Source organism: Microbacterium sp. NPDC055521 (assembly GCF_053619695.1).
Genome location: NZ_JBSHJX010000005.1, coordinates 71,785 through 92,048, shown reverse-complemented (window position 1 = coordinate 92,048; position 20,264 = coordinate 71,785). Strand labels below are relative to the sequence as shown.

Below are 20,264 nucleotides of genomic sequence, written 5' to 3'. Positions count from 1 at the left end.
TCCTACGGCGCGGGGGTGAAGGTGAGGACGAGGGTGGGTCGGTAGGCGGTGTTGCTGGCCTCGGAGGACCACAGGCGGATGTTGTCCGCCCCGGTGCTCGAGAGCCGCAGCGTCTGCTGCGTGCCCAGCGCACCGGCCAGAGCACCCGCCGACAACGACGCCTGGTACGCGGTGTTCGTCGCAGGAGCCGCACCGAGCGAACCCAGCACCGCACCCTCCGTGGTGGGACGGTTGTTCCACGTCACACCCGACTCCGTCCACGCACCCGACATCAGATGCACCACGTGCATATCCGCCGACGTCGCCGTCGGATCCGTTGAGGTCCGCAGCCGCAGCTCCGCACCCGTCAGCACCATCCCCGCCGGCGCAGCCGGCAGATCGACCGACAGGAACGACTGGATCGGCGACGAGCCACCACCACGAGAGGACAGCTGCGTGTCAGAACCGTAGTTCGAGTTCGGCAGCACCCCGAACACCATCGCATCATCCACCACCGGAACAGTCACCGTCACCGGCTCCGACGAGCCGACCACCGTGCCCGACACCACCGCCGAGGCCGCACTGGCATTGCCGGCAGCATCCACCGCGACCACCCGGTAATACCAGGTGCCCACCGGCCGACCAGAATCCGTGAACGACGTCGACGTCACATCCGCGACCTTCGACGCAGCCGACACCGCGAACCCAGCCGACGAACCCCGATGCACCTGATAGCCGACCACACCGACGTCATCCGTCGACGCCGACCACGACACCACCACACTCGACCCCGCAACCGACGCACCCACACCCGACGGCACCGACGGCGCCACCTCATCGGGGTCGGGACCGGATCCTGCCGTGAAGGTGAGGACGAGGGTGGGTCGGTAGGCGGTGTTGCTGGCCTCGGAGGACCACAGGCGGATGTTGTCCGCCCCGGTGCTCGAGAGCCGCAGCGTCTGCTGCGTGCCCAGCGCACCGGCCAGAGCACCCGCCGACAACGACGCCTGGTACGCGGTGTTCGTCGCAGGAGCCGCACCGAGCGAACCCAGCACCGCACCCTCCGTGGTGGGACGGTTGTTCCACGTCACACCCGACTCCGTCCACGCACCCGACATCAGATGCACCACGTGCATATCCGCCGACGTCGCCGTCGGATCCGTTGAGGTCCGCAGCCGCAGCTCCGCACCCGTCAGCACCATCCCCGCCGGCGCAGCCGGCAGATCGACCGACAGGAACGACTGGATCGGCGACGAGCCACCACCACGAGAGGACAGCTGCGTGTCAGAACCGTAGTTCGAGTTCGGCAGCACCCCGAACACCATCGCATCATCCACCACCGGAACAGTCACCGTCACCGGCTCCGACGAGCCGACCACCGTGCCCGACACCACCGCCGAGGCCGCACTGGCATTGCCGGCAGCATCCACCGCGACCACCCGGTAATACCAGGTGCCCACCGGCCGACCAGAATCCGTGAACGACGTCGACGTCACATCCGCGACCTTCGACGCAGCCGACACCGCGAACCCAGCCGACGAACCCCGATGCACCTGATAGCCGACCACACCGACGTCATCCGTCGACGCCGACCACGACACCACCACACTCGACCCCGCAACCGACGCACCCACACCCGACGGCACCGACGGCGCCACCTCATCAACCACGCTGACCTGCGCCGCTGCGGATGCCGGACCGACGTTGCCGGCGCCGTCCACGGCAGCCACCCGGTAGAACCAGGTGCCGCTCGGAGGAGCGTCGAGGTACGAGGTCTCGGTCACCTGGGCGACGCGGTTCTGAACGGAGGGCGTGAAGTCCTCGGCCGTTCCACGGAACACCTGGTAGCCCGTCACTCCGACATCGTCGCTGGCGGCCTGCCAGCTGACGGCGACACCGGACGCAGTGGGCTGCGCGACGACCCCGGTCACCGCAGTGGGAGCCGATGCGTCATCGACCGTCACGCTCGCAGCCGCGGACGGCATGCTGACGTTTCCGGCTCCGTCGACTGCGACGACCCTGTAGAACCAGGTGCCAGCAGGCAGCGATCCCTCGGTCGCCGTGGGACCGGTGACCTCACCGACCATCAGCTCGGCCGAGACCTCGAAGTCGGCGGTGGTTCCACGGAACACGCGGTAGCCGGTGACCGCGACGTCATCGCTGGACGCCGTCCACGACACCGTCGCTGTCGATCCCTCGACGCTCGCAGCCACGCCGGTCGGGACGGTCGGTCCCGACGCATCCGCGATGACCGCGTCGACCGAGCTGCTCGGTGCGCTCACGTTCCCTGCCGCATCGACGGCGGCCACGCGGTAGAACCACGTCCCCGCAGGGCGTCCGCTGTCGATGTAGGTCACCTCGGTCGGGGTGGCCAGCAGGGACGCCGCGGAAGGCTCGAAATCAGCCGTCGCACCGCGGTGCACCTGGTAGCCGGTCACGCCGACGTCGTCCGTCGCGGCGCTCCAGGTGAGCGTCACGTCCGACCCGTCGACCGCAGCCGCGAGGTCGGCCGGCGTGGAGGGCGCGGTGGTGTCGACATCGAGCACCTCCACCACGGCTTCACCGGATGCGGCGCTGGCGTTGCCTGCGGCGTCGACGGCGACGACCCGGTAGTACCAGGCGCCCGGCTCGACGGCCACGTCGGTGAAGCTCGCCTCGGTCGAGGTCGAGATCAGCGTCGCACCCGATGGCGTGAACCCGCCCGTGTCGCTGCGGTGCACCTGGTAGCCGACGACGCCGACGTCGTCCGACGACGCCGTCCAGCTCAACTGCACGTTCTCACCGGACACAGCTGCCGAGAGCCCGCTCGGCGTGCCCGGCGCCGAGTTGTCGGGCACGAGGACCTCCGCCGAAGCCGAGCCGGCTCCGACGTTGCCCGCCGCGTCCACCGCGACCACCCGGTAGTACCAGGTTCCGGCCGTCACGCTCTCGTCGACGTACGGGCTCGACGTGGCATCCGCGATCTTCGTCGCCGCCGAGACGGCGAAGTCCGCCGTCTGTCCGCGGTGCACCTGATAGCCGGTCACGCCCACGTCGTCGGTCGCAGCCGTCCACGAGACGCTCACCGCGTCACCCTCGAGAACCGCCATCGCAGTGGGCGTGCTCGGCGCCGTGGCGTCCGACACCACGACCTGCGCGGACTGCGATGGTTCGCCGGCATTGCCGGCCGCGTCGACTGCGATCACGCGGTAGTGCGCGATGCCCGCCGGTCGGTCCACGTCGGTGTACGACGTGGTCGTGCTCTCACCGATCCGGGTGCCCTCCGTCGGCTCGAAGTCCGACGAAGATCCGCGGTGGATCTCGTAGCCTGCGACGGCGAGGTCATCGGTGGCTGCAGTCCAGCTCAGCGTGACGTCGTCGCCCGACGTGGAACCGCTGAGACCGGTCGGCGCGGATGGCGCCGTGACATCGGCGATCGACGACGATGCCACCGCTGATGCCGGGCTGCTGTTGCCGCCGGAGTCGACCGCGACGACACGGTAGTACCAGGTGCCCGGACCCAGATCCGTGTCGGTGTACGAGGTCGTCGTCACTCGGGCGACGCGAGCGTCCTCGGTGACGGCGAAATCGGCGCTCGACCCCCGGTAGACGTCGTAGCCGGCGACGGCCACATCATCCGTGGAAGCGGTCCAGCTGAGTTGAATCTCAGGGTCGCCACCGGTCACCGCGGTCAGGCCGGTCGGTGTGCTCGGCGCGTTGACATCGGGCACCACCGCCTCCGCCGACTGCGACGGATCGCTGGTATTGCCCATCGCATCCACTGCGACCACGCGGTAGTACGCGGTCGAAGCCGGAAGGTTCTCGTCGACGTACCCCGTCGCGGTGACCGATGCGATCCGATTCGCGACCGAAGGCGCGAAGTCTGCCGTGGTGCCGCGGTGCACGAAGTACTCCGAGACGCCCACGTCGTCGGTCGACGCGGTCCAGGACAGACTGACGGATGCCTGCTCGACCACCGCGACGAGGTCATCCGGCGTGCTCGGCGCCGTCGTGTCGGTCACATCGAACTCGACCGCCACGGTCGGCTCCCCCGCCTTCCCGTCGGGGCCGACCGCCACGACCCGGTAGTACGCGACTCCTGGCTCGACGGATGCGTCTGCGAACGTCAGCTCCTGGGTGGTGCCGACGAGCGTCTGCTCCGACACCGCGAAGTCCGCCTCGGCGCTGCGGTAGACGCGGTACTCCTGCACACCGAACCCGCTTTCCGCAGCATCCCAGGTGAGTGTGACACCACCCTCGCTGTTGGCGGCCTGCAGGTTCGCGGGTGCGGACGGGGCTGCCGCATCTGCGACACCCAGCTGATAGTGCGAGGCGACCGTCGCGGCGGGCATCGACTGCGCGTAGACCGCGAACTCGTCGATCGAGCCGTTGAAGTAGCTGCTGGAAGGCTGGTCGGGCCAGCCGCCGATGTTCCCTCCGCCGACGCGCCAGTAGCCGTTGCCGTTCTCGGCTCCCGCCACGTTGCTCTGCGCCACCTGCTCGCCGTCGACGAAGAGCTTCCTGCCGAACCCGTCTATCACGGTGGCGACGTGATGCCATACGCCGTCGTTGTAGGAGTCGGGGCTCGTGACGACGGCAGCGGATCCGATCCAGGATCCCCAGACCAGACGGCCGTTGTTCGTCATGTAGAGGTGCTTGTCGTAGTTGCCGCCGTTGCCGGTCTGCGTGTTCTCGAATCCGAAGATCTTGCCACCCGACGTCGTGGTCGTCTTGAACCACGTCTCGGCGGTGAAGACGGCGCTGGGCGACAGCTGGTCGGCGGTCGCGACGGTTCCGTCGGGGTTGCCCGAGGTGCGAACGCTCGTGTTGCCGGGGAGCACTCCGGGAGCACCGCGTTCGGCGCCCGAGTTGTACGCGCCGGGACGCAGCCCGAACAGCGACGAGTCCTGCGCAGGGCCGTTCGCATCGTTGAAGCGCCAGTAGAACTCGGGGTCCTCGTTGAACACGGCCGCGCCGTACTGATCGGCCGGGATGCTGTTCGTCGCGGTCGAGCGACCGGACGCCTGGTACAGCTTGGCCACGTCCAGTCGTCCGACGGCCGTCGGGTACACCGAGACCTCATCGATGAGACCCGCGAAGAAGTTGCTCGCCGGCCGGTTCGGCCACCCGCTCAGCTGGTCACCGCCGACCCGCCACACGCCGGTGTAACTCTGCGCGGCGGTCACGCCGTTCGATCCGACGGGCACGCCGTCGACGTAGAGCCGCATTCCGGTGGACCCCTGCGTGCCGACGAGGTAGTGCCATTCCCCGTCGTTGAGGGCGGACGGCGAGGTCAGCGTCGTGGCGCCGCCGTTGTACACGCCGAACAGCACGCGCCCGTCGTTCGCCATGTACAGGTGACGGTCGTAGCTGCCGCTCAGCCGCGACGCGTTAGTGCCTGTGTTCGGCTGGCCGTTGCCGAAGCCGAGGATCTTCCCGCCGCGCGTCGTGGTCGTCTTGATCCACGCCGAGACGGTATACGTCGACGGGCCGGGACGCAGCTGATCCGAGCGGATGTAGTCATTCGTCCCATCGAAGGTGAAGGCAGTGGTGTTGGTCGGCACGGCGCTCTCGCCGGTCGCCTGAGCGGCGCCGTCCATGAGCAGTCCGTTGACGCGATCCCCCTGCGACGTGCGCGAGGACGAGTCGATGACCCATCCGGCCAGCGCTGCCCCCGACCAGGCGGCTGCGGGCGACAGCGCTCGAACCGCTCGCTCGTAGTCATTGCTGAGACCGACGGCGCGCGCGCTGCTCGCCGCGGACAGGATCGACGTGTTGGTGCCGTCCGAAGCGGTGACCCGATAGGTGTAGTTGACGCCCGGCGTCACGTTCGAATCGACGAAGGTGACCTGCGGGCGCTCCCACCAGAGCGACTTCGCCTTCCCCTGCCAGATCGGGGCGGTGGTGCCGGTGCGGTACACACTGTACGTGAGGTGGTCATCGTCAGGGTCGACGACGGTGCGGAAATTCACCTGGATGGTGCCGTCGCTGGTCGCACTGGCCGCGATCACAGGCACCGGCGGGGCACCCGTGTCGTCCGGACCGAAGCGGGTCAGGCCCTGCTGCTCGTGACCGTTGATCCGGGTGAACTCGCCACCTGACCACATGTACTCCTTGCCCGTGGTCCTGCCCGTGACGACGGTCAGCCCACGAGGACCGATTCCCTCGCCGATGCCGTCGTTGCCGAGGGGCATCCAGCCGAGGAACTCCATCGTGTCGGTCTTCTGCGCGTTGAAGTAGCGGCGGATGCCATCAGGGAACGCGTCGATGCTGGCGCAGTCGTGATGGTGGCTGGCCGAGTAAATCGTCCCGCCCCGCACGAGCAGGTCCTGCACGGCGCCCAGGCAGTTGTCACGCCAGATCTGGTCACCGGTGTCCCACGAGAACGCCGCCTTGCCGTCGAACACTCCACCGCCGGTGCCCTCGTTGCCGATGTAGAACCGTCCATCTGCGCCGTCGACGATGGTCTTCGTCACTGAGGTGTCGGGGATGAACCCCGCAGGATAGGTGCGGATGACGTCACCGCCGGCGCCGTTCGCGCCGGTGGCCCCGGTGACCATCGCGATCGAGTGCGAGTACACCCCGTTGATCTCGAACATGTCGCCGCCCACGACGACCTTCGACCCGTCAGGCGAAGCGAGCACGGCTCGCGCCTGGCCCACCTCCGGGGGAAGGTTGGTACGGGTGCGAACCGCGTTCGCGGTCCAGTCGAGCAGAGCGCCGCTCGTCGCGTTGAACGCCGCGAAACCGCGTCGCGTCATCGATCCGACGCTGGTGAACAGTCCCCCCGCGTACAAAGTGTTCTGGTGGATGTCCAGTGCGGTGACCGTCGATCCGGGCAGCGGAGCCCGGAACGGCAGAACGGTGCAGTTGACGATGTTCAGGGCCGCGATCCGCGCGACGTTCACCCCTCCGACGTTGGAGAAGTTGCCGCCGATGTACACGACGTTGCCGTCATCGCTCGTCTGCACCGCCCGGACTGTGGGCGTGCCTCCCGTCAGTGCGACGCTGAACTGGCACTGATCCGGCCGTCCGGTCTCACCGTCGAGGATCACCAGCGCGTTCTGCGTCAGCGTGGTCCCCGACTGCCCGGCCGGCGGCCGGACCTGAGAGAACGTGCCGCCCGCGACGACCTTGCCCTTCGCGGAGTCGATGCCCCAGACGGTGCCGTTCGTCTGCCAGGTGGAGAGATCCTCCGCGCTGAAGTCGACACCGTCCGACAACGCTGCGGCCGGTGGCGGCGGTGCCATGACGATCATTCCGACTACAACTGCCATCGCCGCCAGAGCGGACGTCACAATGCGTGCGCGCACAAGTTCCCCAGTAGTGCTCAGTCGCCGCTGACGGCGTGTCCCCAGTTGACCCGCGTAGAACGGGGCGGTGCTCCCCAAAAGCACCTCGTCGTTAGACTCACACGAAACATACACCACGGCTCAAGCCCGCCGCCAGAGCCAGTGTTCGCGAATTTCCGTCAGACGACGTCGCTCTTGATGTATCTGATCTTCCCGCCGTCGTGGGGAATCTCGTCGACGACCTCCAGACGCACCGGCACGGCGTCCTTCACGATCTCGCGCAGCTGACGCACGACCGCGTCCATCTCCGCCCGTGAGGTCGGCGAAACGCCAGGGATGCATCGCAGCGTGATCGAGTAGTCCGTCTGCTGGTGCACCTGGAACTGGCGCACTGCCTGCGGGTGGTTCACGAAGATCTCCGTGAGGAAGTCGCCCGCTATCACCTGCCCGTCGGGCAGGCGGGTCGCATCGGTGACCCGCCCGGAGACCGAGCTGATCCGCGGCAGCGTCACGCCGCAGCGGCAGACCCCCTCGATGGTCGTGGCACGGTCGCCCAAGCGGTACCGGATCAACGGGAACACCCGATTCGTCATGTCGGTGATCACTGTCTGCCCCACGACGCCAGGAACGACGGCGCGATCCTGGTCGTCGAGCACTTCGACCTTCCGCAGGTCGGCGAAGGTGTGCATGCCGTCGTGCGCCGAGCATTCCCCGGCCATCCACGGGATCTCACCGCAGCGGTAATGGTCGTAGACCGGAGCGCCGAACACCGCCTCCACTTCGGTGCGCTGCTCGATGCTCATCGGTGCGGCGGTCACGCCGATGGCCTTGGGCGGCTCCAGTCGGATGCCGCGCGATTCGATCATCCGCGACAGCTCGACGATGCCACCGACGTAGCCTGTGAGCACGGCGGGCCTGTCGGACCTCCATCTCGCGATGAACTCGTCGATGCTCGCCTCGTCCATGCGCGCGGTGTCGAGCTGGAAACGCCGCGAGGGCCACCACTTGAGGGTGTGACGCTGAGCGTCCTTCTCCGACCAGAACTGACGGTAGACGGTCGCGACGTTGTCTGACGGGTGCACACCCCACCACCGGAAGAGGCGCCATTCGAGCACGCGAACGGGGTAGCGGCGGTCGTGGAACAGCTTGAGCGGGGCGCTGGTGCTTCCGCCCGTGCCGGCCGGTCGTGCGTTCTGCTCGTTCGCCTCGGTCGTCTTGAAGAGCTCGGTGTTCTCTCGCACATCGGATTTCTCGACGACCGGCAGCTGCGCGAAGGCGTCGGGGTCGGTCAGGTCCTTCACCGTGAACCCCGCATCGGTGTAGCGCTGCCGGTAGAAGGGCGAGTTCTCCATCGCGAAGCGCGCGTGATCTATGGCTCGACGCGCCTGCATCCGCTGCAGCGCGTCGGGATCGAGTCTCTCGTTCCCCACGATCTTTCGGAACTCATCCCGACTGCTTCTCAGAATGGTGGCCGCTTTCAGGTCGAACACCGATCGCTTCAGTGACATCGCAACTCCCCAGTACGTCATGCCGAGTGCGGAACCGTCGTGCGAGCCATGGTCGACGTCGCTGATTCAGTTCTCGCCCCCTAGAGTGAACTCTCAATACCACCGGGCACAAGAGCCCGGTCCGGCGATGTCGACTCGATCGCTCCGGCGTCGGCATGCACAGAGGGAGCCAGATGAGGTTCACAGAGGCGTTGCGCTCACTTCGGCAGGCGCAGAAGTCGAGCAGGGGCATATCGCTGTACTCCCGCTGGCTGAACCGCCCTCTGGGCCGGGTGTTCGCGGCCATGGCAGCGAGTACGGGCATCGGACCGAACGGGGTCACAGCCCTCTCGGCAGTGGTCACCGCCGCCGGTCTGGTGCTGCTGATCGTCGCCCCCGCGTCGGCGGCGACGGGTGTCGGCGTGGCCGTGCTTCTCGTGCTGGGGTTCGCGCTCGACTCCGCCGACGGGCAAGTCGCCAGGCTCACCGGCACCAACTCGCCTGCCGGGGAATGGCTGGATCATGTCGTCGATGCCGGAAAGATGGTCGCCGTGCACGGCGCCGTGCTGATCGCGCTCTGGCGAGACGGGGTGGACCCCGCATGGTGCGCCGTCGCGCTCGCGTACCAGTTCGTCTCGGTGGTCTTCTTCGCCGCCCTGACGTTGTTCCCCCTTCTTCGCCGAGGTGGCCGGGACACCACAGCGCAGCCGTCGACCGTGCGGGCGATGATGCTGCTGCCGGCCGACTACGGCGTCCTGGCGCTCGCATTCGTGCTGTGGGGCATCCAGCCCGTCTTCCTCTTGGTGTATGCGGCGCTGTTCATCGCGACCGCGCTCATCGCGGCGGCGCTGTGCGTGAAGTGGTTCCGCGGCCTGTCGGTTGCTGCCGCCTGAGTCATATTCCGGATGCCACCGTGCGGTCGTGCTCGGGGATGTAGAGATCGAGCGTCTCTCCCACTGTGCGGTCGAACCACTGCCCGTCGACCTCGGTCTTGAACCGCGCCGGCACGCCGGCCCACAAGCCCTGCTCGGAGCGCGCTGCGTCAGTGAGCACCGACCCTGCGGCCAGCACTGACCGCGACGGGAGGCTCGAGCCGCCGAGCAGAAGGCACCGCGCCCCGACGAAGGAGCGCTCGCCGATGACCACCGGGTATGCCGTCTGCGCGTCTCGGGTCAGGTCGATGCTGTGCGTGAGCACCTGCGAGCCGAACCCGGCGAGCGCCGAGAACGCACCGAGGGTGAGTGAGCCCGAGCAGTCGATGCTGTGCCTGCTGGTCACGTAGGAGTGCGGGCCCAGCTCGAGTCCGGCTCCGCCGGGAAGCTGGCCGTACGAGGCGTGGGCGCTGATGATGTTGTTCCGACCGATGGTCGCGTACGGCGCGAGTCGAACCGTTTTCATTCCCTTGATGAGGTTCCAGCGGTTGATCCTGGCGTGCGGGGCCATCTCGAACGATCGCACCTTCCAGACCAGGTTCGACCTCGCCGATGCCTCGCGGGATATCCGGTGACCGCACAGCGTGAGCAGGCGGTTCTTCGTGCGGGATGCCGGCAGCAGCCAGATAACCAGCAGCATCAGATCTCTCATCGTTCAGCCCTTCTCTTCAGACGGATGCAGAGCACGTCGCGCGTGCTTGACAGCGACCACCAGCTCATATGCTGCTCGTGCGGCGAGCCCGAGGAGAACGCCGCTGAACGCGCCGACGAGCCCGAAGGCGAGGGCGCCAACGATCACCAGCGGCAGTCCGACCGCGGCACTGATCACTGTGCCCCGTGCGACGGCATCCAGACGATCGAAGCTCGCGAGCACCGCCCGCGCGAGGATCGACTCCCACACGTTCAGCCCGACGAACAGAGCCATGAGCACCATCACCGCGTACGGGGGCTGGAGCTGGCCGGCTCCCAGCCAGCTCAGCAGCCAGGGAGCCGCGACCAGCACACCCGCAGCGAGCAGCACGCTGAAGCCGGCACCCACCAGCAGTGCGTGACGGGACCGCCGTATCGTCACGGCGGGATCCGGACGCGGAACGTATCCCTGCACGACCGACACGATCGGTCCCAGCGCGACGCTGAGCTGGCGCTGCAGCTTGTCGACCAGAGCGTAGGACGGCTGGATCCCCGGCGTGACCAGCGAGATGAGCACCAGCGGCAGCGCCCCGTAGGCCGCTGTGCCTGCTCCGGAGCCGACGCCGTGTCGCTGCGCGATGATCACCTCCCGCACCGAGCGGGCGGGTCCGACCGCGGCCGGGCGACGCCGCAGCACCCACCACGACGTCGCAGCGAATCCGACGAGCATCCCGCCCAGCATGCTCACGGGCCCGACGATCACCGGGGCGCCGTTCATCAGAAGCCCGATGCCGACGAGACTGCCCACCACCCGGGGTGCCGTCTCGAGCGCGAGAAACGCGAACGGCCTGCGGCTGCCGACGAAGTACCAGTCGGCGGTGAAGCCGACGGATGCCGCCGACAAGCATCCCACTGCGGCGAGAAGGGGCTCCGACGGCGAGACGAGCGCGGCGAGGCCGCTGCAGAGCAGCGCGACGGGAGCGAACAGCGCCAGGCGTGTCCGCAGCGAGTCGGAGAACTCTCTGCGGCCGCTCTCGGCGTCGGTTCGCGCGATCGTGGCGGGGCCGGTGTGGCCCCACCCGAAGTAGATGACCACTGCCGCAACCGCACCGATGGACTGCCCGACCGCGATCGCCCCCCACGCCCGCTGGCCTCCCGCGTCGACCATCGCCGGGATCAGCAGCAGCGACGACGCAGCGAGCAGCGCGACCGACAGCCCGAATCCGACCAGGCGGCCGCCGCCACGGAGGGCGGCGGTGGCCCCGGAAGGGCGCGAGCGCGCAGAGGTCCCCGTCACCGCATCCCCTTTCGCCGCTCCCGTGCGACTGTGACACTCACCGTAGCCGGTTGTCTACCCGCGAGAGAAGCACGTCTCTTGCGGCTCGCATCGATTCCCCTATGATCACAATGGGAAGGCGAGCGCCGTCATCGTGGGGATGACCTTCGGCGCCCGTGCTGGGGAACGGGAGTTGCCATGGGAGCGATGGCTCCGCGATCGCGTACGCTTCGCGTGCGCAAAGCGGTCTTCCGCGCCGACGTCCAGGGGCTGCGGATGGTCGCCGTGCTCGCCGTCATCGCCGATCATCTGCTGCATTGGCCCGCGGGCGGGTTCGTCGGAGTCGACATCTTCTTCGTCATCTCGGGCTTCCTGATCACGGGCCTGCTGCTGCGCGAGCAGGAGAAGACCGGCACGATCTCGTTCTGGGGCTTCTACCGGCGCCGCATCAAGCGCATCCTCCCGGCGGCCACGCTGGTCGTCGTCCTGACCGTGATCGCCTCTTTCGCCCTGCTCAGCCGGGTGCGGGCGACCGGCGCCTTCTGGGACGGAGTGTGGGCATCGCTCTTCTCCGCCAACTGGCACTTCGCCGCAGACGGCACCGACTACTTCCAACCCGACGTCGCGGTGTCGCCGCTGCAGCACTACTGGTCGCTGTCGGTCGAAGAGCAGTACTACTTCGTCTGGCCCTGGCTGATGCTGCTGATCTTCTGGCTCACCGGTCGGATGCGCGGCGACGCGGCGTCACGCTCGGCATTCGGCATCCGCATGGCCATCCTTCTCGTCGTCGTCGTCTCGTTCGCGTGGTCGATGTGGGAGACGGTCAATGCTCCGACCTGGGCCTACTTCTCGACCCTGTCGCGTGCGTGGGAGCTGGGCATCGGCGCGGCGGTCGCCGTCTTCTCCCGCCTCTTCGTGCGCATTCCCGCGTACATTCGGCCGCTGCTCGCGTGGGCAGGGCTGGTCGGCATCGGCGTCTCGCTGGTCGTCGTCACGAGCGCGAGCGCGTTTCCGGCACCCTGGGCCGCCCTCCCGGTGCTCTCCACGGCACTCGTCATCATCGCCGGCACGGGCGGTGAGGCCCGCTATCTCTGGCCGCTCACGAATCGGGTGTCGACCTACATCGGCGACATCTCGTACTCTCTCTACCTCTGGCACTGGCCGATCATCGTGCTGCTCGCGGTGTATCTGCCGCTGGACACTCTGACCAACCAGGCGATCGCCCTCGCACTCATCGGCGCCCTCTCCATCGCCTCGTTCCATCTGATCGAGGATCCGATCCGGCGGTCCACATGGCTCGACCCCGATGCGAGAACCGCTCGACGGCTGCCGCGCGGCTGGCTCCGCCACGGGCCGATCCCGAAGATCGTCGCACTCGCCCTGACGTCGGTCGTCACGGCCGGCATGACGGCATGGGCGCTGGCCCCCCGCACCGACGCTCGAGTGAGTCCGCCCGAGGTGGTGTTCATCGGCGACTCATACACAGCCGGCATCGGCAGCGAAGGGCCGGACTGGCCGACGACCGTCGCGGCGGCGCTCGGCTGGAAGGCCGAGAACCTGGCTGCGGGCGGCACCGGCTACGCCACGGAGGCGGGCATGGAGGGATGCGGCAAAGAGCACTGCGGTGCGTATCTCGAGCAGTCGACCAGCATCTCGGGCAAACCCGACATCATCGTCGTGGCAGGCGGACGCAACGACGCGAACGATGCCATCGGCGCGGCTGCGCTCGAACTGTTCACCGCGCTGCGCACGAAGCATCCGGATGCCGAGATCATCGCCCTCTCACCCTGGGCCGACGACGACACACCGAGCGAAGGTTTCACGGCCAAGTCCGCGGCCGTGGCGAAGGCTGCGGATGACGCGGGCGTGACGTACATCGACACAGGCCAGCCCTTCGTGGGGCACGCAGATCTCATCTCGGCCGACGGCGTGCATCCGAACGCCGCCGGGTATGCGCAGCTCGCGTCGATCCTGATCCCCGAACTGGCAGCGGCGACCGGGCAGACCCCGCCGACCGACGTGGCTGCGATCACCACCGCCGCTGCCAGGCAGGACCAGGTGCGCGAGGCGCTGCGGGCGAAGAAGTGGCCCGAACTCACACCTGCCGTGGATGAGCTGGGAGATGACGCGCGCGTGCCGGAATGGGTCAAGGATCACTGCCTCGATGTCGATGATCGCAATGTCGACGAGTGCGGCTACGGCGACGCGAACGCCGCTGAAGGCGTCGCTCTGCTGGGCGACTCGCACGCCATCAGCTACATGCCGACACTGCGCGGCGCGTTCCCCGACCGGCGGATCCAGTCGCTGACTCTGCAGCAGTGCCCAGCCGCAGCGGTGACCGTGCAGGTGCGGACCTCACAGGGCTCGTCGCCCTACCCGGAATGCGATGCGCACCGAGTCTGGGCCGAGGAGTGGATCGACGCGCACAAGCCGAAGACAGTCGTCATCGTCGACACCTGGGATACGCCCACCCGGATGCCGGGCGACGACACGGTCGCCGAGCTGCGGGAGTACAAGAGCGCGCTCACCGCTCTCATCGGCCGGCTCTCCGAGAAGGGAGCGCGAGTCGTCGTGCTCGCGTCGCCGCCTCCAGGGGAGAATCTCGTCGACTGCAAGACCCCCGCGAGCACGCCCGCGGACTGCGTGCGGACGATGCCGCGCACCTACTCGGAGTGGACCAAGGTGGGCGAGGACGCCGTCGCGGGAGCCGACGCGCCCGGCGCGGTCTTCGTACGCACCGATCCGTGGTTCTGCTCGACCGGAAGCTGCCCGGCCTTCGTGGGAGCGATCGCCACGTTCGCCGACGGCAACCATCTCACCGACGCCGCAGCCCGCGCCGTCAGCCCTCTTCTGCTGCAGAGTCTTTCTGCGCAATAGTGTTCGTACGACAAAGGAGTTGCATTGACCAGACGCGCCCTCATCACGGGAATCACCGGCCAAGATGGGTCGTACCTCGCCGAGCTGCTGCTGTCGAAGGGCTACGAGGTGCACGGCATCATCCGCCGCGCTTCGACCTTCAACACGTCGCGGATCGATCATCTCTACGTCGACCCGCACGACCCGGAAGCACGCCTGTTCCTGCACTACGGCGACCTCAGCGACGGGGTGCGCCTGGTCACGCTGCTCGCCGAGATCGACCCCGACGAGGTCTACAACCTCGGCGCGCAGTCGCACGTGCGCGTCTCGTTCGACGAGCCGGAGCACACCGCCGACACGACCGGCACCGGCACGATCCGCATGCTCGAAGCGGTTCGGCTGTCGGGCGTCAAGACGCGCTTCTATCAGGCGTCGTCGTCGGAGCTGTACGGCGCCACTCCTCCGCCGCAGGACGAGAACACGCCGTTCTACCCGCGCTCGCCGTACGCGGCGGCGAAGCTGTACAGCTACTGGATCACCAAGAACTATCGCGAGGCGTACGGTCTCTTCGCGGTGAACGGCATCCTCTTCAACCACGAATCCCCGCGACGGGGCGAGACCTTCGTCACCAGGAAGATCACCCGGGCCGTCGCTCGCATCCAGGCCGGTCTGCAGAACGACCTCTACCTGGGGAATCTCGAATCCATCCGAGACTGGGGCTACGCTCCCGAGTACGTCGAGGGCATGTGGCGGATGCTGCAGGTCGACGAACCGACCGACTATGTGCTCGCGACCGGACGCGGCTACACCATCAAGGACTTCCTCGAGGCCTCGTTCGGGCATGTCGGCCTCGACTGGCAGGAGTACGTGAAGTTCGATGAGCGCTATCTGAGGCCGACCGAGGTCGACGCCCTCATCGGCGACTCGTCGAAGGCGCAGGATCGGCTTGGATGGACGCCGACCGTCGATGCGCCAGCCCTCGCGCGCATCATGGTCGACGCCGACGTCGAGGCCCTCACCTGCGAGGGCCGACCCTGGATCGACAGCGTCGCCGTTCCGTCCTGGGAGCTGGTGTGAGCACGGAGAGCACCACGTACGCCGCGGGATCGCTGGATCGCGATGCGCCGTTCTACGTCGCCGGTCACCGCGGTTTGGTCGGCTCGGCGGTGCGGCGACGGCTGCGGAAGGGCGGGTTCACCCGGGTCTTCGGCGCGACGTCGAGCGAGCTGGATCTGAAGGATCGCGATGCGGTGTTCGCGTACATGGCCGAGAAGCGTCCGCGCTATCTCGTGCTGGCCGCGGCGAAGGTCGGCGGGATCCTGGCCAACAGCACCTTCCCGGTCGATTTCCTCAGCGACAATGTGCGCATCCAGACCAACGTGCTCGACGCTGCGCTGGCCCACGATGTCGAACGGGTCGTGTTCCTGGGGTCATCCTGCATCTATCCGAAGCACGCCGCCCAGCCGATCAGGGAGGAGTCGCTGCTGACGGGGCACCTGGAGCCCACGAACGACGCCTATGCGATCGCGAAGATCGCCGGCATTCTCCATGTGCAGGCGGTGCGCCGGCAGTACGGTCTGCCATGGATCTCGGCGATGCCGACCAACCTCTACGGCCCGGGCGACAACTTCTCACGAACCGGATCGCATGTTCTGCCCGCGCTGATCCGGCGGTACGACGAAGCGAGGGATGCCGGCGCGGAGGTGGTCACGAACTGGGGCAGCGGCTCGCCGCGCCGCGAGTTCCTGCACTCCGATGACATGGCGGATGCGGTGCTGCACCTGCTCGAGCACTACGACGGTCCGGAGCAGGTCAACGTCGGCACGGGAGTCGATTCCACCATCCGGGACATTGCCCGGACTGTCGCCGACGTGGTCGGGTTCACCGGGCAGACGGAATGGGACACGAGCAAGCCGGACGGCACACCGCAGAAGCTGCTGGATGTGTCACGGCTGTCGGAGACCGGCTGGAAAGCGAGCATCGATCTCGCGGAGGGACTCGAGCGGACGGTCGCCTGGTATCGGGATCACAGGGCCGAGCTGCGCGAATGATCCGGCTGCGGGTCGGTTTCCTCCGAAGAGGATGATGTGGCGTCACGACCTGCGACGACGGCGACAGCGACGATCGTGATCATCAGCGCACCGGTCGCCTGCAGCAGCGATCCGCGAAGCAGGATGGTCATGTACACCGGCAGGATCGCTCCGGCGATGGCCCAGACTCCGCCGGTCGCGAAGGCGGGTACCATCCGGGTGTCCATGGCGCGGAGGGCGGCGCCCAGCGCGAGGAAGACGATCACGACGGCTATCACTCCGCCGTTGACCAGCGCCTCCGCCCACATGGGTGCGGACAGGTTGTCGAACGAGTAGCCGCGGTACTCGGCGAGCAGGATGCCGGTGTCGGTCGGCTTGTCGGGCCAGATGGCCCGCGGCACGAAGAAGAGCGCGCTGCCGAGGGCTTGGCGAAGGGGAACCACGAGCCCGTCGATGGTGTACGACAGGGCGTTCGCGACCTGCCAGAACGCGTCGTAGTCGGGGTTCGACAGGTACTCCTCGAAGAAGCCCGCGCGGGTGACGACGCTGTCCTCTCGACGGAAGGCATCGGCGATCGGGAAGACGGCGAGGAAGCCGACGATGCCGCCGAGCATCGTGATGCGGGCGCGGAACGGCGTGGCGACCGCGCCCAGGAACACGGCGAGCGCGAACGCGACCGTGCCGAACGTGTAGCGGGCGCTGGCCACCGGGTTGACGATGAGCAGCAGCACCAGGCCTGCGGCGATCGCGCCGCCCAAAGCCCATCGACGGTTCACATGACTCGATCGCGTGCGGACCAGCTGCGCGAGCGCGCCGGTGGCCACCAGCAGCGGATAGACCGCACCCGCGTAGAAGATGGCCCGCATCGCGGGGTCCGGCCACGCCGCTGTGCGCGCCGCCTGCGCCCCCTCGCGGCTTCCCAGGGAGCCGGCGAACCCCACGCGTGAGACGAAGTACATCCCGATGAGCACCCCTGCCGCGGCGACGGCGATCGTGCGCACAGGATGCACGAGCACGACGCTCACCGGCCGCCGCCGAGCCCGATGCTCCTCTCGGAGGATCCAGGCGAAGCGGCCGAGCTCGTAGCATCCCAGTCCCAGCGCGACGACGAAGGCCGTCGGCAGATCCATTCCCGGGTCGACGCCCGGGGTCGTGGTCGACGTCAAGCCGGACAGGATCTGCGCGGTCGGCGCGATGCCCATGAAGATGTACGTGAACACCCACAGGAAGTAGTCGAACAGTCGCGGGACGCCGCTCACCCAGATGAGCGAGACGCGCAACCCCGCCCAGACGGTGACGACCAGCGTGAGGATCCACGCATCGCTGCGTGGAGTCGCCGGGACGTACACGAGCAGAGCCGCGGGCACGGCGATCGACAGCACGGCGACGGACGCGACGACCAGCACCCAGCGGATCTCCGGGCGCAGGTCGCGACGCGGCGTGGTCGCTCGCGAATCCGAGTCCGCGGAACCGTGCGCTCGCGTGCCGGCGTCACCCATATGTGAATCTCCCCAAACCGCGCCGCCGCGGAAAGACGCCTGCTGTGTGGTTATCATGATATCCGGGGCAGGGCGACAGCTGGGTAGTGGGAACCTCTCCGCGAGCAGGGGAGGGTCATGGAGACCAACAGTCTGGCGAAGCTGATTCGCTACCACTGGGTGGCGGTGCTCATCTGCGCGCAGCTCGGCATCCTGCTCGGGGCAGCACTCGCGATCACGTCTCCCCGGGAGTACACCGCGCAGGCCGACGTCTTCGTGCAGGTCTCCGGCGGCAGCAGCACGAGCGACGTGGCAGCAGCCACGAACTTCTCACAGCAGCAGGCGCGCAACTTCAGCGCGGTCGCGACCCGGGAGATCGTGCTGCAGGCGGTCATCGACGACCTGGACCTCGATTCGTCGGTGGCGCAGCTGCGCTCACAGGTGAGCACCACGGTGCCGCTGAACTCGACGATGATCACCATCGCCGGAACTGCTCGTACGGCTGACGCTGCTGCCGACATCGCGAACGCTGTCGCGACGGAGCTGACGGCCGTCGTACCGCGGCTCACGCCCGAGGTCGTAGGCGAGTCGACGGTGCGGATGCAGATCATCGAGCGCGCGACCGCGCCTGCCGGAGCGTCTTCACCCAATGTGCCCCTGATGCTTCTGCTCGGCTTGCTGAGCGGGCTCGTGCTCGGCGCGATCGTCGTGGCCATCCGCGCCGCAGTGGGCGCCCGCGTGCACTCGGCCGACGAAGCAGCCGCCGTGGCCGGTGCTGCTGTCATCGGCACCATCGCCTTCGACAAGGCGGCCGCGAGAGAACCGGTTCCCGTCCCCGAGGGCGGCTGGTCGAGGCGTGCGGAGGAGTACCGCCAGCTGCGCACCAATCTTCGCTATCTGCAGCCCGACACCGATCACAAGGTGTTCGTGGTCACCTCGTCGATACCCGGCGAGGGCAAGAGCACCACGACGGCGAACATGGCGGCCGCACTCGCGGCATCCGGGTTGCGGGTCGCTCTCGTGGAATCCGATCTCCGCCGCCCCACCCTCGCCGATGCGCTTGACATGACGCCAGGGGCCGGCCTGGCGGGCGTGCTCGCCGATGACATCTCCCTCGATGATGCCTTCCAGAGCTGGGGGTCGGACGGACTGCAGGTGCTGCTGGCCGGCGACACCCCGCCGAACCCGAGCGAGCTGATCGAATCGGCTCGCGGGATCGACATCTTCGAGCAGATCCGCCGACGGTTCGACGTCACCATCATCGACACTCCGCCGCTGACGGCGGTGTCGGATGCCGCAGCGCTGACTCGTCAGCTGGGCGGCGCCGTGCTCGTCGTCGGAGCTCGACGCGTGCGGGCACGCGAGCTGGCCCGCGCGGTCAGCCGGCTGTCGACCATCGGCGTCAGAGTCGAGGGCATCGTCGTGAACTTCGCCAGCGTTCCCCGCGCCGACCGCTATGGATACAGTCACATGCCGTCTCAGAAGGCGAAGACCGCGCGGGTTTCGCAGGCGCCAGCCGCAAGCTCACCGACGAGTGAGCCGGCCCGCGACGAGGTTCCGGTTGAGGACCGGCCATCGTCGGACATTCCTCAGCGCGCCGCCGAGCCCGAGCATTCGCCCGAGCCGAAGCGCGCGGTGCGCAGACCACGACGAGTGCTCGGTGAGCGCACGTCAGGAGTTGCGAACGCGAGCGAGAACCCGGCGTAGTGTCGCAGGTCGACGCCGATCCGCCAGGCATCCTGTTCGTCTGCACAGGGAATGTGTGCCGCTCTCCGTACATGGAGTTCCGGCTGCGGGAGATGCTCGCGACAGCGAAGGTCAGCGACGTGCCTCTCGCCTCCGCCGGCACGCGTGCGCTGCAGGGGTACCCGATGGCGGATCCGCTGGTCGAGCGGCTGGGCGCGAGCGGAGTCGACGCCTCGGGCTTTCGAGCGACGAGCGTGACGAGTGCGGCGCTGCAGGGTGCCGGTGCAGTGGTCACCGCCACGCGCGAGCACCGCAGTCAGGTGGTCAGGTACGGCGGCAACGAGCTGGCCGAGCGAACCTTCACGCTCGCTCAGCTCTCACGCCTGCTGAGCGTGGATGCCCCGCAGATCGAAGAGGCAGACCCTACGCCAGGTCGAACCGCAGTCGATGCTCTGGTGTCCGCGGCCCTCGCGACGCGGGGCCGCGGGTCTGCTCGGCGCGCCGACGATGACGACCTCGACGATCCGTGGCGGCGATCGCGCCGCACGTATCGACGCGTTGCGGATCGCATCGACGTGCTGCTGATTCCCATCGCCGCTCGTCTGGTCGTCCGAGCCTGAGCTCGGACGACCAGACGAG

11 protein-coding genes are annotated in these 20,264 nt (G+C 68.1%); 6 read left to right on the top strand and 5 right to left on the bottom strand.

Annotated elements, in window-relative coordinates; all coding sequences use genetic code 11:
- Nucleotides 1–2: 2 nt before the first annotated feature.
- Together ACWGSM_RS07030 and ACWGSM_RS07025 are read right to left on the bottom strand one after the other, a co-directional pair.
- Entirely contained in the window at nt 3–7,208 is a 7,206-nt protein-coding gene (locus ACWGSM_RS07030) for a fibronectin type III domain-containing protein (protein WP_452322210.1), read from the bottom strand.
- Nucleotides 7,209–7,429: 221 nt separating this feature from the next.
- Entirely contained in the window at nt 7,430–8,680 is a 1,251-nt protein-coding gene (locus ACWGSM_RS07025) for a phenylacetate--CoA ligase family protein (protein ID WP_452322209.1), read from the bottom strand.
- A 251-nt stretch (nt 8,681–8,931) separates the two neighbouring features.
- Here ACWGSM_RS07025 and ACWGSM_RS07020 point away from each other — a divergent pair, with 251 nt between their 5' ends.
- The gene (locus tag ACWGSM_RS07020) at nt 8,932–9,630 is read left to right on the top strand and encodes a CDP-alcohol phosphatidyltransferase family protein (protein WP_452322208.1); all 699 of its coding nucleotides are present in this window, start codon (nt 8,932–8,934) and stop codon (nt 9,628–9,630) included.
- A 1-nt stretch (nt 9,631) separates the two neighbouring features.
- On the opposite strand, the gene ACWGSM_RS07015 is transcribed toward ACWGSM_RS07020, so the two are convergent.
- Entirely contained in the window at nt 9,632–10,321 is a 690-nt protein-coding gene (locus ACWGSM_RS07015; protein WP_452322207.1) for an acyltransferase, read from the bottom strand.
- Between the two features lie 3 nt (nt 10,322–10,324).
- Nucleotides 10,325–11,596, bottom strand: a complete 1,272-nt coding sequence (locus ACWGSM_RS07010; protein ID WP_452322206.1) for a lipopolysaccharide biosynthesis protein — start codon at nt 11,594–11,596, stop codon at nt 10,325–10,327.
- 213 nt (nt 11,597–11,809) lie between these two features.
- On the opposite strand from ACWGSM_RS07010, the gene ACWGSM_RS07005 reads away from it, so the two are divergent.
- Genes ACWGSM_RS07005 through ACWGSM_RS06995 form a run of 3 tightly spaced genes read left to right on the top strand, consistent with a single transcriptional unit; the run spans nt 11,810 to nt 16,482 of the window.
- Nucleotides 11,810–14,452: an SGNH hydrolase domain-containing protein gene (locus ACWGSM_RS07005; RefSeq protein ID WP_452322205.1), complete on the top strand. Its 2,643-nt coding sequence runs from the start codon at nt 11,810–11,812 to the stop codon at nt 14,450–14,452.
- A 24-nt stretch (nt 14,453–14,476) separates the two neighbouring features.
- Nucleotides 14,477–15,508: a GDP-mannose 4,6-dehydratase gene (gene gmd / locus ACWGSM_RS07000; protein WP_452322204.1), complete on the top strand. Its 1,032-nt coding sequence runs from the start codon at nt 14,477–14,479 to the stop codon at nt 15,506–15,508.
- Nucleotides 15,505–16,482 carry a GDP-L-fucose synthase family protein gene (locus tag ACWGSM_RS06995; RefSeq protein ID WP_452322203.1) on the top strand — a complete coding sequence of 326 codons (978 nt, stop codon included), beginning with the start codon at nt 15,505–15,507 and terminating at the stop codon, nt 16,480–16,482. Before gmd ends, ACWGSM_RS06995 begins: the two co-directional genes overlap by 4 nt.
- Here the strand turns inward: ACWGSM_RS06995 and ACWGSM_RS06990 are convergent.
- Entirely contained in the window at nt 16,458–17,960 is a 1,503-nt protein-coding gene (locus ACWGSM_RS06990; RefSeq protein ID WP_452322202.1) for a hypothetical protein, read from the bottom strand. The genes ACWGSM_RS06995 and ACWGSM_RS06990 overlap by 25 nt on opposite strands.
- Nucleotides 17,961–18,077: 117 nt before the next feature.
- Here ACWGSM_RS06990 and ACWGSM_RS06985 point away from each other — a divergent pair, with 117 nt between their 5' ends.
- Together ACWGSM_RS06985 and ACWGSM_RS06980 are read left to right on the top strand one after the other, a co-directional pair.
- Nucleotides 18,078–19,646 (top strand): polysaccharide biosynthesis tyrosine autokinase, encoded by a 1,569-nt coding sequence (locus tag ACWGSM_RS06985; RefSeq protein WP_452322201.1) that lies wholly within the window; start codon nt 18,078–18,080, stop codon nt 19,644–19,646.
- Nucleotides 19,646–20,245, top strand: a complete 600-nt coding sequence (locus ACWGSM_RS06980; RefSeq protein WP_452322200.1) for an arsenate reductase/protein-tyrosine-phosphatase family protein — start codon at nt 19,646–19,648, stop codon at nt 20,243–20,245. Before ACWGSM_RS06985 ends, ACWGSM_RS06980 begins: the two co-directional genes overlap by 1 nt.
- The last annotated feature ends 19 nt before the right edge of the window (nt 20,246–20,264 follow it).